This window comes from Sulfurimonas hydrogeniphila (assembly GCF_009068765.1).
Classification (GTDB): Bacteria; Campylobacterota; Campylobacteria; order Campylobacterales; family Sulfurimonadaceae; genus Sulfurimonas; species Sulfurimonas hydrogeniphila.
The window spans coordinates 791,095-805,871 of the sequence record NZ_CP035534.1 but is presented as its reverse complement, the minus strand read 5'-3'; the positions used below and the strand labels follow the sequence as shown (position 1 = coordinate 805,871).

Annotated in this window: 14 protein-coding genes and 1 pseudogene; 6 read left to right on the top strand and 9 right to left on the bottom strand. The window is 38.5% G+C overall.

Going from position 1 to position 14,777, the window contains the following annotated elements:
- The first annotated feature begins 8 nt into the window (after positions 1–8).
- Positions 9–608, top strand: a complete 600-nt coding sequence (locus ETP70_RS04285) for a class I SAM-dependent DNA methyltransferase (protein ID WP_151900020.1) — start codon at positions 9–11, stop codon at positions 606–608.
- A gap of 18 nt (positions 609–626) precedes the next feature.
- Here ETP70_RS04285 and ETP70_RS04280 read toward each other — a convergent pair whose 3' ends face one another.
- Both ETP70_RS04280 and cmoB read right to left on the bottom strand, forming a co-directional pair.
- Positions 627–1,118 (bottom strand): PaaI family thioesterase, encoded by a 492-nt coding sequence (locus tag ETP70_RS04280; RefSeq protein WP_188110046.1) that lies wholly within the window; start codon positions 1,116–1,118, stop codon positions 627–629.
- Positions 1,118–2,011, bottom strand: a complete 894-nt coding sequence (cmoB, locus tag ETP70_RS04275) for a tRNA 5-methoxyuridine(34)/uridine 5-oxyacetic acid(34) synthase CmoB (RefSeq protein ID WP_151900018.1) — start codon at positions 2,009–2,011, stop codon at positions 1,118–1,120. Before cmoB ends, ETP70_RS04280 begins: the two co-directional genes overlap by 1 nt.
- A gap of 61 nt (positions 2,012–2,072) precedes the next feature.
- Here cmoB and ETP70_RS12800 point away from each other — a divergent pair.
- Positions 2,073–2,965, top strand: a pseudogene (locus ETP70_RS12800) (cation diffusion facilitator family transporter).
- A 27-nt stretch (positions 2,966–2,992) separates the two neighbouring features.
- Positions 2,993–4,675 (top strand): bifunctional diguanylate cyclase/phosphodiesterase, encoded by a 1,683-nt coding sequence (locus ETP70_RS04265; protein ID WP_151900017.1) that lies wholly within the window; start codon positions 2,993–2,995, stop codon positions 4,673–4,675.
- On the opposite strand, the gene ETP70_RS04260 is transcribed toward ETP70_RS04265, so the two are convergent.
- Genes ETP70_RS04260 through ETP70_RS04250 form a run of 3 tightly spaced genes read right to left on the bottom strand, consistent with a single transcriptional unit; the run spans position 4,670 to position 7,623 of the window.
- Positions 4,670–5,674, bottom strand: a complete 1,005-nt coding sequence (locus ETP70_RS04260; protein ID WP_151900016.1) for a tRNA pseudouridine(13) synthase TruD — start codon at positions 5,672–5,674, stop codon at positions 4,670–4,672. The two genes, ETP70_RS04265 and ETP70_RS04260, sit on opposite strands and share 6 nt — an antisense overlap.
- Before the next feature lie 4 nt (positions 5,675–5,678).
- Complete coding sequence (locus ETP70_RS04255; protein ID WP_151900015.1) at positions 5,679–6,947, bottom strand: PHP domain-containing protein; 1,269 nt, start codon at positions 6,945–6,947, stop codon at positions 5,679–5,681.
- Between the two features lie 46 nt (positions 6,948–6,993).
- The gene (locus ETP70_RS04250; protein WP_151900014.1) at positions 6,994–7,623 is read right to left on the bottom strand and encodes a CDP-alcohol phosphatidyltransferase family protein; all 630 of its coding nucleotides are present in this window, start codon (positions 7,621–7,623) and stop codon (positions 6,994–6,996) included.
- 95 nt (positions 7,624–7,718) lie between these two features.
- Between ETP70_RS04250 and ETP70_RS04245 the strand changes: the two genes are divergently transcribed.
- Positions 7,719–8,159, top strand: coding sequence for an FAD synthase family protein (locus ETP70_RS04245; protein ID WP_151900013.1), 441 nt, complete (start codon positions 7,719–7,721; stop codon positions 8,157–8,159).
- Positions 8,160–8,188: 29 nt separating this feature from the next.
- Here ETP70_RS04245 and ETP70_RS04240 read toward each other — a convergent pair whose 3' ends face one another.
- From ETP70_RS04240 to ligA, 3 genes are read right to left on the bottom strand one after another with little or no spacing between them, the layout of a single operon-like run.
- Positions 8,189–9,010, bottom strand: a complete 822-nt coding sequence (locus ETP70_RS04240; RefSeq protein WP_151900012.1) for a bifunctional riboflavin kinase/FAD synthetase — start codon at positions 9,008–9,010, stop codon at positions 8,189–8,191.
- A 34-nt stretch (positions 9,011–9,044) separates the two neighbouring features.
- Positions 9,045–9,761, bottom strand: a complete 717-nt coding sequence (gene tlyA / locus ETP70_RS04235; RefSeq protein ID WP_151900011.1) for a 23S rRNA (cytidine-2'-O)-methyltransferase TlyA — start codon at positions 9,759–9,761, stop codon at positions 9,045–9,047.
- Complete coding sequence (gene ligA / locus ETP70_RS04230; RefSeq protein WP_151900010.1) at positions 9,758–11,710, bottom strand: NAD-dependent DNA ligase LigA; 1,953 nt, start codon at positions 11,708–11,710, stop codon at positions 9,758–9,760. The genes tlyA and ligA overlap by 4 nt, the downstream gene beginning before the upstream one ends.
- Positions 11,711–11,811: 101 nt before the next feature.
- Between ligA and ETP70_RS04225 the strand changes: the two genes are divergently transcribed.
- Both ETP70_RS04225 and ETP70_RS04220 read left to right on the top strand, forming a co-directional pair.
- Complete coding sequence (locus ETP70_RS04225) at positions 11,812–12,057, top strand: hypothetical protein (protein ID WP_151900009.1); 246 nt, start codon at positions 11,812–11,814, stop codon at positions 12,055–12,057.
- Between the two features lie 70 nt (positions 12,058–12,127).
- Positions 12,128–13,162: a coproporphyrinogen III oxidase gene (locus ETP70_RS04220; protein WP_151900008.1), complete on the top strand. Its 1,035-nt coding sequence runs from the start codon at positions 12,128–12,130 to the stop codon at positions 13,160–13,162.
- Positions 13,163–13,478: 316 nt separating this feature from the next.
- On the opposite strand, the gene ETP70_RS04215 is transcribed toward ETP70_RS04220, so the two are convergent.
- Entirely contained in the window at positions 13,479–14,762 is a 1,284-nt protein-coding gene (locus ETP70_RS04215; RefSeq protein WP_230973328.1) for an MATE family efflux transporter, read from the bottom strand.
- Positions 14,763–14,777 lie beyond the last annotated feature (15 nt).

Sequence of the window (14,777 nt, the reverse complement as noted above, 5' to 3'; positions counted from 1 at the left end):
GGAAAATAATGCAAGATCATTTTAAAGAAAAAGCACAAAACTGGGACAGCGGTGACATACGTGTGAAGGGCGCAAAAACAATTGCTGATGCTATAGAAAAAGAGATACCGCTGAGTGAGCATATGGAGATACTTGACTTTGGCGTGGGGACAGGACTGCTTGGATTTAGCATTGCTCCCAAAGTAAAACAGGTTTACGGTGTGGACACCTCGGCAAAAATGCTCGAAAAACTTCAGGAAAAAAACACACCGCAACTGGCAATAAAAGCCTATCATCAAGATATTGTCAAAGAACCGCTCAAACAGCAGTTTGACGGACTTATCAGCTCAATGACACTGCATCATGTAGAAGATTTGGATGCTTTTTTTGCAACAATTTATAAAAACATTAAAAAAGGCGGTTTTATTGCCATTGCCGATTTGGAAAGGGAAGACGGAACCTTTCACTCGGACAATACAGGTGTGCACCATTTTGGATTCGATGCCCAAACACTGCGCGACATCGTCCAAAAACATGGATTTGCAGATGTAAAAATACAAAACATAAATACAATCAAAAAACCCCATAAAGATTTTGGAATATTTTTACTCACAGCAAACAAAGAGTAAGAGGTGGGCTGAACCTTTTTACTCTGGTGTTCCGCTCTTTTGCTCTTCCTCATCCAGCAGTTTGAGTTTTAAAACATGCTTGTCTGTTATAACAGTTTTAAATTCTCCTTCAAAAACTTTTATATCCAGAACAAAAGCCTGTACATGTACATTTCTTTTGCGCCCTTCTTTATGTCTTACTTTTGCAACAACATCAACAACATCATGCAATTTTACAGGAGAGAGAAACTGGCAGTCACTTGCTACCAAAACAACATTTCGTTCGTTTACTGCAAGCATAGCTGCATAATCAGCAGCACCAAAAATAAAACCGCCATGAATCAATCCGACCTCATCAGCAAGCATGTCAGGAATAGTCTCAAGGCTCAATTCCACATATCCCTCTTGCATCTTTATCACTTCACCACAAAGATTTTGGTTGACCTTTTCATGTGTTTGAATCATCACTTCATTTTCTGTATTTCTATACTCTTCAAGTTCTAATTCATCATCAAGTTGTTCATTTTTCATTATTTTTTATCCTTTATCAGTTTCACATAGACTCTTTGCGGCGCAGGATAGCCTTCTACTGTTTTTGTGTTATCATCCGGATCAAGGAAGTCTTCCAGTGACTGCCCCTCTATCCACTCTGTTTTACGCTGTTCATCAGCATCTGTAACAGAAGTACATAATACTTTAAATCCATCAAATCCGGCACGCAGACACCAGTTTTTCAATGCTTTTATCGTCGGTACAAAATAGATGTTGGGTATTTTGGAGTAAGAAAACTCAGGACAGAGTGCCATCTCCTCATCGCCATCTATATAAAATGTATCTAAAATCACTTCGCCTTTTTTGTCCAATCCCTTATAGAGTGATTTTAACATGGCAACAGGATCACTTCTGTGGTACAAAACACCCAAACAAAAAATCATATCAAATTTTTCGTCATATATCGGCAGATGTTCAACACCCAAAAGTTCATACACTATGTCACTTTTTACAAAATGATTGATGAAATCAAACTGTGTTTTATAGAGCGGTGAAGGATCAAAACCGACTAAAAGTTTTGGTTCGTCTTCTTGCATCCGAAACATATAGTACCCGTTGTTACAGCCTATATCGGCAACTCTTTTGTTTTTTAAATCAAAATAGGGTCTGAGCAGATTGTATTTTATATTACTTTTCCACTCACTGTCTATAAATGTTTCACCGATTTGAAAGGGTCCTTTGCGCCATGGCATCAGCATTTTTGCCGTTTCATACACTTTTTTTTCATCACAGACACCGCTGATTTTTACCACATCCCCAAACGTAGCATTGCATGTAACTGCCGCAAGGCTCTCAATCGCTTTTCTCAGGGGTGCTATGTTTTTCCACTGCATCCATTTTTGTCTCTCTTGTCTTAATTCTTCTAAGTTCATTTTATGCTTTTTATAGTTAAGTTTAAGTACAATTATATCTAAATAATAATTAAGGATTTTTATGCGATTAGAAAAGAAAGCGACCGTTGTTTCAAGCAGTGTGGCTACTGTATTGATACTGCTTAAACTCACTGTCGGAATATTAAGCGGATCTATCGCCGTTTTGGCATCTGCCATTGATTCTCTCCTCGATTTAACGGTTTCGCTCTTTAACTATTTTGCGCTTCACAATGCAGAAAAACACCCGGATGACAAATTTCACTTTGGACGGGCAAAACTTGAACCGCTTGCGGCTGTCATGGAAGGAACAATAATTTCGCTCTCGGCACTTTTTATTCTATATGAAGCAATTTCTAAAATAGTGCACCCAAAAGCAATGCAGCACATGAATGAGAGTATCACTGTAATGGTGGCATCTTTTGTCATCACAGGTTTTTTAGTCCTCTTTTTATCATATGTGGCAAAAAAACAGGAAACATGGTTATAAAAGCCGATGCGCTGCACTACAAAACAGACATATTTTCAAACGGTGCTGTTCTTTTTGCACTTGTAGCCATCCAGTATACAGGAGAATATCTTATAGATCCTGTTTTAGGTATTGCCATTGCATTTTACATGATTTACTCTGCCATACCTATAGTAAAAGAAGGAGTTTTGATGCTTCTTGATGTTGCCCTGCCAAAAGAAGATATCGAAAAAATAGAAGAAATTCTCAAAAATGAAAAAGAGATTACAGCCTACCATTACCTGCAGACACGTGAAGCAGGTTCGCATATCTTTATCTCTTACCATCTTGTCTTTAATGTGAGCATATCACTCTACGATGCCCATCTCATATCAGACAGGATTGAAGCAAAAATAAAAGGACTTTTTCCAGATAAAAAAGTCCATATACTCACTCATATGGACCCATATGATGATTCAGATATCAATGAAGAAGAGGAAGAATGGTAATAAATAAAAATATGTTATAATTTGCACATGCCTATACAAGATATAAATAAAAACGAATTTAAAAAACTTTTTGAAATAGCGATGGATGTTGCACATGTCGGATACTGGGAATGGGACATAAAAACAAATGATGTCCTGTGGAGCCGGCAAAAAATCGAAATATACGGTGAAGATGCTGATGATTATAAACCCTCCTTTGAAAAATTTTTAAATGTAATTGATGATGAAACGAAGGCGATTGTCTTTAAAGAGATTGAAGATGTTTTAAGCGGGAAAAAAGACTTCTACAATCTCGAGCACAAAATTAAACTTAAAAATGGTAAAGTCGTATGGGTACATGAAAAAGCTTTTCTTGTAAAAGACAAAAATAACAAACCAATCAAAATGATTGGTATCGTTTATGATGTAACAGATAAAATTCTAGCCAAAGAAAAACTTGATTTAAGTAATAAATATGCTAAACACCTTGAAACACACGATCAACTCACAAACCTGCTCAATAAAAAATCTTTATTTGAAAATGTAGACACGCTCATAGCAAAAAAAGAAAAATTTTCACTTCTCTTTTTAGATATAGACAATTTTAAAATGTTTAATAATACATATGGACATATACATGGTGATTTAATTTTACAAAAAAGTTCAGAAATTTTAAAAAGGTTATTCTCTGAAGATTTGTTATATCGCTACAGTGCAGATGAATTTGTTTTATTGCTTGACTCTTCTTATGACATTACTCAGGCACTTCAAAGTATAAAATTAACATTTATGAAGCCATTTACTGTTTCTGGGATACAGGTGAAAATAAATTTTTCCATAGGTATCTCAAAGTTTCCCAAAGATGCAAATAGTACTCAAAATATGATAACAGATGCAAATACTGCTTTACAAATAGCAAAAAATATGAAAAATGAAACTGCTTTATTTTATAACTCTGATATGGGAGACAATATAGCACAACAACATTTTGTTCTTGAAGAATTAGAAAAATCTGTTCAAAATGAAAGCTTCATTCCATACTATCAAGCAAAAGTAGATTCAAGAACAAAAGCCATACTCAGTTTTGAAGCACTTGTAAGAATGCAAAGTAATTCTAAAGTTATACCTCCAAGTTTGTTTTTAGGTATTGCAACTAAAAACAATATCATTAATGATATCGACTATATCATGTTAAAAAAATCTCTGCATCAATTAAGACAATGGCACGATATGGGGAAAAAAGTTTCAGTATCGGTAAATTTTACTACCGGAGATTTTAATAGTATGAGAGTTTTTAAACTTCTTGAAGAAAACAGTGACCTACTACAATACCTCACAATTGAGGTAACAGAAAATGAATTAATGAGCCTTAATATGCAAGAACTCCAATCCATTGATGAACTTAAAAACCTAAGTATTAAACTCTCTCTAGATGACTTTGGAACTGGATACTCATCACTGCAATATATTCATAAATTGCCACTTGATGAGATTAAAGTCGACAAAGCATTTGTTGATAAAATTCCTGGACATAAAAAGGATGAGGATCTTGTTCGAATTATAAAATCAATTGCCGATACCTTTAACTTAAAATGTGTTGTTGAAGGAGTTGAGACAAAAGAACAAATTGACTTCTTTAGCAACCTTGGTATTCATACTATCCAAGGATACTTCTATTCAAAACCTGTTGATGCCAAAACTGCTACAAAACTTCTTATAGATGGCTTATAATCTTTTTGCTTTAAAGTTTTTATTGGCGATATTTTCCAAAAAGACTGTGGCATAGGAACCTTTTGGCAGGGTAAAAGCAATGTTTAAAATATCAAAATGGTTTTTATACTTACATGTAATATCTTGCGGATAGACCAAAGCCGCCCGACGCATGCCTTTGTCATATAAAAACTCATCATCATATTTCGCTTCTATTGCTCTTGCCTCGCCTCTGGCACGGTATACATTCCGTCCGGGCAAAAGTCCTGTCGGTACCACTTTTTTTGCTTGGAAATCCTGTTGAGGAGTGTTTTTCGGCGTAAAGAGTTTTTCTTCATCTGAAAGATAAACATCCCCCTCTAAAAGCATAAACTTTCCGCCGTTTTTTTCTCTGCTCAAAAGAATTCTCTCTTTCAACCAGTCATTGAAATACAAACTCTGATAAATAGAAACAAGAAACTTTTTCAGCTTTGCATCGTTTACATGTAAGTCTCCGGCTATCATCGCACGGGCCTGTTCTATTGAATCTTCATCCCGTCCAAATCTTTGATATCCAAAATAGTTGGGCAAGCCGTTTTTTTCACTTTTTCTAGCCAGCTTTTCAATACGTCCTGCTTCAATCTGTGAAACACCAAAAAGATTGATGCTAAAACGGTTTCCGGCCAGATCACCCATCCGTATGGAGTGGGTATGTCTTGTCGTATTGAGTATTTTTATCTGAGGATGCCTAAATTTTTTGAGCTGTTTTTCATACTTCGCTTCGACAGAAATATACTGTGTCGTTGTTGCATGTTTGTCTTTAAGTCCTGCATAGCCTATTTTTTCAGCAGGTATGTTGAGAAATTCAGCAAATGCTGCTATCATATCCCAGGTTGTGAGTTCTACTTTCTTTACATGTAATACAACAAAGTTACCATTGCCTTTAAATGCCAAAGGAATCTCATCTACTGTAAAGTCTTCCTTGTTTTGTTCAAATTTAAAATGTATGGTCTCTTTGTTTTCTAAATATTCTCTGTTCAAATGTCTACTTCTTTTTTATGCTAATTGTATCTAAAAAAAATGCATTTGCATGATTTTTTAATTTCAACTGTACCGCATCAATTTTTTTTTGAAAACTTGTCCCATTTATCAATTGGTCCATATAAAGTTTTGCCAATCTGCTTTTTAAACTGTTATGCTTTGGATAATACTCTTTGATTAAAAAATAAACATACTGTGCCAGTTCATCTTTTCCTATGAACTGATGTTCATTGTTTTCTCTTTTATAAACAGCACAGCTAAGCCCTTTTTTGATTGCATGAGTAATATTTTCAGCAGACCTTTCTTTTGCAAATACAATGCTAAAACGCTCTCCCACTTCATGATCGCTGTCATGCGCATCCGAATTGGCAAACGGTGCCAGATACTTGTGTTTGTTTCTTATTTGAAGCGCAGTCAGGTGTGTCATGTTGTTATACTCTTTGATTTTTTCCTCTCCAAAAACTTCAACACCGTCAAGATGCGAACTTTTAAGCATCTCTTTGTAAAAAGCCTGATGAAGATGGTACTTTCCGTCTCTGTATACCCAGTTTGGATGCGCCAGGATGGATACACCCTGTGCCTCTTTTATTTTTTCGATAACCCAAATGTTTTTTGCATAATGAAAAAGATCAATTTTTGTATCTATATCTTCTTTTTGCAGTCTTTTGACAATATCCTGAAGCTCTTTTTCGTATATTTCGCTCTTTTCTCTCTGCTTTTGGATAGATTTGTCTGCATTGACAGATAATATATGTCCGTTTCCCTGGGCAATCGACATATCTTTTTTCCCGCCGACACTCACTTCCTCACCGGGCAGTACCAAAATGTCTATATTGTTCTGTTGTACTTTTTCTATCGCCTCAAGAGAGCCTTCGTAGCTGTCATGGTCAGTAATGCTCACAAAATCCATCCCTGCCTGCAAAGAGGCCAAAGCCATTGCAAAAGGTGTTGTTTTACCATCAGAATACACAGAATGCATATGCAAATCACCCTTGAAAGGTCTTAACTGTATCATCTCTTTGTCAACGCAGTAAAGACAAACGGACTTAGACTCTTTATAGGTAAAATTGACTTTTACAATAAACTCTCCAAGATAGTTCATGGTGTATGCAAATACAATATGATTGTTTTGTACAGTATAGTCTATCTTGTCTTTATGATAATAATCCCCTCGTGAGAGGACTTCTACAGATTCAATATTACTCGTATTTTTAAGAGTAATTTTGTAAGCGGTATTTTCATTTTCCACCACTACATTTGGTGTTATCTTCATTGATTTTCCTGTTTGTTTTTATAATTTTGGCATATTCTGTACTTGCTTATCTCAGAAAAAATCCGTATACAGCTGATATTCCAAGCGTATACATACCTAGCAGATAGACATTCCTCGGATTTCCGGAAAGTTTTGGTGTTTTAATTTCTGACACATTCAGTATCGCAAGAGTTACCCCGCTTATATATAAAACGGCAGAAAAGACTTCATGCGTAAAAAAACCTTCAAACAAAAAAATGAAAACCAAAATAAGACTGTTGTTATCCAATGCAAGTCCTGTATATTTTGTTCCTCCGGCAAGTCCGTATGTACTGAAATAACTGAGTCGCACAGCAGCCGCACTTATCATTATAAATGCGCCTATAAGGTATACAGGCTCAAAATGTCCATAACTCAAAAGCAATACAGCAGGCGTCACACCGTAGCTTACAATGTCTATCAAAACATCCAACTGCCCTCCGAATTTCGCATCTGTAGAAGTTCTTCCTTTAAGCCTTCTGGCTACCAAACCATCCGCCCAGTCAAATGCAACAGCCCAAACCATACCAATCATAGCCGCATAATAAATACCGGTGATACTAAAATAGATGGCTAAAAGTGTACAGGCTAATCCTGAAAGCGATAAAAGGTTGGGAATATCTCTCACATAAGAGAGAATCGTTGGTTGTTTGGTCATAAATTGAATCCTTATCAAATTTTTACTGAATATTAAATATATTTATGGTATTATATCTAAAATATCTTAATTATATTACAAAAGGAAACAAAATAATGATTATATATACTGTCGGAACTTTTGATTTATTACATGTGGGGCATCTGGCCTTATTAGAATACTGTAAAACACTGGGGAATACACTTGTAGTCGGTGTTGCATCTGATCAGGTTGTCAACTCTTACAAACCAAATGTTCCTGTGGTTCCTTTGGCCCAACGTATGGAGATGCTCAAAGCACTCAAATGTGTTGATGATGTAAGAGCATACCACGAACTTGAATATGTCACAGCCTGTGAAGCAGTAAATGCAGATATTTTTGTCATTGGAGAAGACTGGGGCGATCAACCGCATAATATAGCAGTAGAAGATTACCTCAAATCAAAAGACAGAAAAATAGTACAGGTCAGTTATAATCCACAGACTTCTTCTACAAAAATCAAGCAAAATGTTATTGCCCAACTACACAAGGGAAAATATATGGCACATATCCTGTAACAGTATAAAAGTTACAATAAAACTGATACTTACAATTCCAATCTTTTTAGCATCCGATTTGCAATCGTTATATCTTTTTTAATTGCCTCTTTTAAGTTATTTAAAGAGTCAAACTTCTCATTGTTTCGTATAAAATCAACAAAACTTATTTCAGCTTTTTCTTTACATGTAACCACACCGTCAAGTATGTGTGTCTCTACCGCAAAACTGCCGTCCGTTGTTATACGGTGTCCTATAAAACTTACCGATGGATGAAAATGTTCTTCATCGTCAATGCGAGTAAACGTTGCGTACACTCCCTCCTTTGGCAGTAAAAAACCCTTCACTCTCAGGTTGATTGTCGGAACAAGTTCCCGGGAGCCCAGACCCTGTCCGTCAACTCTTATACCGGTAATCATATAGTTGTGTCCGAGAAAATCATTGGCACCTTTTATGTCGCCTATTTGGAGTTTTGCCCTTATTTTATGCGAATGTACCGAGTCGTTGTTATGTTTGACCTCGTCTACCACAACTACATCTCCTTTAAATAATTGTTTTAAATCTTCATAGGAATATTTTCTGTCTTTGCCAAAATGAAAATCATATCCCACAACTATTTTTTTTAATTTCGGAAACTTTTTTTGTAAAAAAGCAACAAAACCCTCTCCGTCCAAATGCCGTATATCATCCAGCTTCAGATAGACAATACGATGCTTTGTATAGCGTTGTCTAAATCCGTCAGGTGTCAGGTTGGCATATCCTGTCTCAATCACAACAATAGTACCGTTGTCATCAAGCTCACGAAAAAGTGCCTGATGCCCGATGTGCATTCCGTCAAATCCGCCTATGGCGATTGATGTGCTTTTTCTCATATTTGCACCTTCATTTTTTTCTTCTCTCCCAGCATTATAATATATCTTTTTTAAAGTGATAACAATACTCTAAGTTTCCCTCTTTCCCCGCAAGTTTTGAGGGAGATTTTTTCACCAACTGCCAGTTTTTCAAACGGCAGGCATCTTCAAACCTTTGCATTGCCCTCTCTATTGCCTTTGTATCCTGTACAACGCCGTTTTTGTCACGTTTTGCCTCTCTCCCTACTTCAAACTGCGGCTTAAAGAGCAAAATGATATCACCCGAAGCAAGCCTGTCAACAGCATCCAAAATATACAGCAAAGAGATGAAGGCAACATCACTGACAACCAGCTCAAACGGTTTATCCGCCTCAAACCGGCGGATATCACAGCCTTCATAAGTATTGACACGATTATCTTCACGCAAAGAGTGATGCAACTGTTCCCGTCCCACATCAACACAACTGACTTCCCGCACACCTCTCTCAAGCAAAACCTGGGTAAATCCGCCCGTGGAAGAACCGATATCCAAAGCTCTCTTATTGCTTACATGTAAATCCAGTTCATCCAAAAAATATTCAAGCTTCAAAGCAGCACGGGAAACATATCTTTTATGCTGCACCACTTCCACCCTGTCATCTTCTTCTACTCCAAAGGCCGGTTTTTTGACAGTTTTGCTGTTCACAAGAACCAGTCCGTTTTTAATCATAGCCTGCGCTTTGTTACGGCTTTCACTCAGGCCGTTTGCTACCAAACAGTTATCAAGCCTCATGGGAGCATCTCTCTCATTTCCTCTTCCGTAAGTGTTTTGACCCCCAGACTTACAGCCTTGTCATACTTGCTGCCTGCATCTTCGCCATAAATAAGATAGTCGGTTTTTTTGCTTACACTGCCTGAAACTTTTGCGCCGAGTGCTTCAAGCTTCTCTTTTATAACAGGTCTTGGCTCGCTCATAGTTCCCGTGAGTACCACCGTTTTTCCTTTAAAAGGATTTTCTTCTGCTTCTTCTCTTTTTTTCGGCGGCACCGGCTGTAAAATCTCTTGAAGCTTGCGCACGGTATCTTCATTCACACGCATAAATTCCAAATAGCTCTGTGCCATCTCTTCCCCTATGCCGTCAATGCCTACAAGCTGTTCCTGCGTTGCATGTAAATATGCCAGCCCGAAAGCTTCGGCTATCATTTTTGAAGCCACTTCGCCGATATGCTCGATTCCGAGCGCATTGATAAAACGCCAAAGCTCACAGCCTTTTGCATCCTCTATGGCATTGAGCAGGTTTCTTGCTTTTTTCTCTTTAAAGCCTTCAAGCTTTAAGAGTTTTTCTTCACTCAAAGCAAATAAATCAAGTACGCTTTTGACAAGTCCCGCATTAAAAAGCTGCTCAACTATTTTACTGCCGAGTCCGTCAATATTGAGGCACTGCTTGGAAGCAAAATAGATAATGGAGTTGACAACCCGTGCCTCACATTTGAGATTTTGACACTTTATAAGCACATCTTCTTGCAAGAGTTCGCTCCCGCAAACGGGGCAGTGTGTCGGACGGAGAACTTTCTTTTCATCTCCCTTGCGTTCCTGTTTCAATACTTTGACGATTTTTGGAATCACATCCCCGCTTCGCAAAATAATCACCTTGTCCCCTATGCGGATGTCCATACGCTCTATTTCATCAAAATTATGCAGCGTCGCACGTTCAACAACTGCCCCCTCGATTTCTGTCGGCTCGACAATCGCTACAGGCGTTACCACACCCGTACGTCCGACCTGCAAAATGATGTCTTTTACGCGTGTTATCTTCTCGACTGCCGGAAATTTATAGGCCACCGCCCAACGCGGTACTTTTACCGTATATCCCATATCTATCTGCGCTGCGATTTCATTGACCTTGACAACCATCCCATCAAGCATCATAGGGTAGCTTTCACGCTCCTCTTTCATACGCTCATACATTGCCTCTATCTCATCATAGCCTTTTGTTACGGCACGAAGCGGCGGTTCGCGAAAACCGAGTTCATAAATGTAAGACATTTTATCACTCAGAAGCTTGTGCGGCAGAGTGTTTACACCGACACCGTAGGGCAAAAAGACAAGATTTCTTTTTGCGGTAATATTCGGATCAAGCTGGCGAAGGCTCCCCGCTGCAGCATTACGAGGGTTGGCAAAAGGCGGTTCTCCCTGTTTGAGACGCTCTTTGTTGATTTTTTCAAACTCGTCTTTAAATATAACTACTTCTCCGCGAATTTCAATCAGCTCTTTATGCTCTATGCTCAAAGGAACCGTGCGAATCGTTTTGACATTTTGCGTAATCAGTTCACCCACTGTTCCGTCACCTCTGGTAATGCCCTTTTGCAGTTCACCGTTTTCATAGATAAGGTTGAGCGATGCACCGTCGTACTTTGGCTCACAGTAAAAGGTCACATTTTTGTCAAGCCGGTAGGTTTTTTCCAGCCATTTTTTCAACTCTTCGGCATTGAAAATATCCTCCAAAGACCACATACGCGAGAGATGACGCGCTTTTACAAAGCCCTCGCTGACAACATCTCCGACTCTTTGCGTAGGCGAATCTTTTAAAACATCTTCAGGGTGTGCCGCTTCATACTCCTCCACCTCCTTGTAAAGTCTGTCATACACCTCATCCGTCATAATCGGATCATCCAAAACATAATAATGATATGCCCACAAATTTAATTTTTCTACTGCCTGTTTATACTCTTGTTTATTCATACTGAAATATTATCTTAAACTTGCTAAAAAAACATCTAACCGCTAACAATCCGCTAATACAAAACTGTTATACTCCTCCTATAAAACATAAGGAGCGTAAGATGAAAAAGATACTCATTCTGTCACTATTATTAGCAGGCATAAGTTATGCAGATGAAAGTTTTGCCCAACATGAGGCACAAATGCAACAGATGCAAGAAAGAACACAACAATACAACGGAAGCGGTTCAGGAGAAAAAAAACAAAACAAGTACCAATATAAAAATGGTTCCCAAAATCAGGGAAGCGGTTCAGGTTCTCAAAATATGTACCAGGGTTCTCACGGAAAAGGCGGAGGAAGAAGGTAAATATTTTGCTCTGTAGACTTTTATTTAGTCTTAACCTGCTAAAATTAGGAAAAAATTATGGATAATAAATATGACACTGATTTTAGCAGACTCAAAAGAAGCACAGCAAGCATACACACTCGTCACTGCTTTACAAAAAAGATTTGTTGACAAACTCGATACTCTTTCAAAAAATTTTGGAGCCGATAAAAAGTTCAAAGAAGTTACCTGGCTCAGAGATGCCGGACTTCACGGGGGCGGAAACAGATTTGAAGCAAGAGACAAAAAACTGTTCAATACCGCAAGCGTGAATGTCTCACAGGTACATTATGATGACAAACCTGAAAAAAACCTCAAAAGTGCCACCGCCATTTCAACCATTATCCATCCTGCCAATCCGCATGTTCCCTCTGTGCATATTCACATCAGTCTGACAGAATTGCGTAATGCACCCTCCTATTGGCGAATTATGGCTGATTTGAATCCTGCTGTTGCCTATGAAGAAGATAAAACTGCATTTGACAAAGCCATGCAAAACCTAGGAAGCAAAAACTATACAACAGGCGCAGAACAGGGCGACAAATATTTTACAATTCCCGCCCTGCAGCGTACACGCGGCATCTCTCATTTTTACCTTGAAAACTACAAAACAGACAACAAACAAGCCGACGCCGATTTTGCAAAAAACTTTGGAGAGGGCATTATAGACACCTACATCCACATTATAACAAATGCTTTGCAGACAAGAACAGAAATCTCAAAAGAGGCACTCCAACAGCAGCTTGACTACCACACACTCTATCTTTTCCAGGTTTTGACACTTGACAGAGGCACAACCTCAGGACTGCTCATTCATAACCAAAACGATATCGGCATTATGGGCTCCTTGCCTTTACATGTAAACAAAGCACTTTTACTTTCTTGGAAAAGCAAAATGCAAAAACCCCAGGATGAACTGGTACAAAACATTGCAGACACCATAGCCGACAACGGAGTCATCGACACACGCACCAAAGAAAAACTCGCCAAAACAGTACGTACACATTACAAAAAATACCCCCAGGCACTCAGCATGCAAGCCAGCGGAAACACAATTCCAAATACTGTTGGGAACCATCAAAACTAATGTATTGCCATTAAGTTAAGAAAAAAAATTGATATTTTTTTGGAATCTGGGTTTTAACCTAGACGTTAGGTTTTAAAAACGCAAAGCCCGCACTGAAGTACGGGTTCCGGAATATAGCAACTCCCCGGAATCAGTACTTCTAGCACTAAAGCATAACTTGTGAGAAAAACTAAATTTGTTCTGTAGTGCCGACTGTTGCTACTTTCCTGCCACTCTCGGCCCGCACTGCAGTACGGGTTCCGAAAAAGCCGCTAAACTTTATGGCATTGAAGCTCCCTCTGGTGAAATAGTTATAAACAACACATCCCAAATAAATTTATACTTTGGTATAGAGCCACTCTCTTTTCGAGTACAGATACCAATAGATAATGCCTTTTATCAAAGTTTCTATATTCATAATTGCAAAAATCACAACAACTCCATAGCCCATATGATAGGCTGTATACGAAGGAATCACACGGAAAAGCCACAAAGAAGAGACATTGACTTTCAGGGTGGTTTTTGTGGCACCGGCTCCTCGAAGTGCTGCAGAATAGACAAACATAATTGCAAGTGGAATCTGCGCCAAACCTACCAGTATAAGGTACTTTGAGGCAACTACAATCGTCAGAGCGTCTTTTGTAAAAAAACTCACAAGAAACTCCGGAAAGAGTATCATAATCAACCCGACACTTCCCATAAACACGTAAGCAATTCTTCCGGAAATTATTCCCATATTATAGGCTTTGTCAAAATCTTTTTTCCCTATATTTTGCCCTACCAGCGCCATTGCGGCGATGGCAAAACCAAAACCGGGCATAAAGGCAATGCCCTCAACACGGAGTCCGACCTGATAGCCTGCAAGTTCTGCCGTTCCGTAAGCAGTGATGATGGAGACAAAAACCAAAAAACTCATACTCGATATACCACGGTCAAGTGCTGCACTCCAACCGACTTTCAGGACTCTTTTTATATCCTGCGTGCGAATAATCGGCACAAAATCAAGACTCGAATTCATCTTTTTTATAAGTATATAGTAGGCAACAACATTAAATATATAGGAGATGACCGTTGCAATGGCAGCACCTTCAATACCTCTTGCTTCAAAGCCGAAATGACCGAATATCAGCACGTAGTTCATAAAAGCATTCATAGCGGCAGAGGAGAGTTTGATGTAAAAAGAGCTTTTTGTATCTCCTGCGGCACTCAGGGCATTGTAAAGCAGATTATCCAAAAATATCACGACAATACCGAGTGATAAGACTTTAAAATAGATACTGCCCTGCTCTACCACTGCAGGTGTCGCACCCATCCAGCTGTAAAAATGCGTACTGCCGAAATAGCCGCCAATCGTTACAAAAAAAGCCAAAATCACGGCAAGAATAACAAGTGAAAAGAGAAGTGCCGAAGCTCTGTTTTTTCTGCCCTGCCCGATAAATCGCGAGATAAGCGCATTGCCGCCTATGACATACAGCGTCATCAACACATTGATAATCATCATAAACTGCATACTCATACCGACAGCCGCAAGTGCGGCAACACTTACCGTTCCCACCATCAGCATATCTATAAGCACCTGCAAAATATCTACAAGATGCTTGAGCGCTGCAGGAAAAGCCAGAGAGAGAACTTTTTT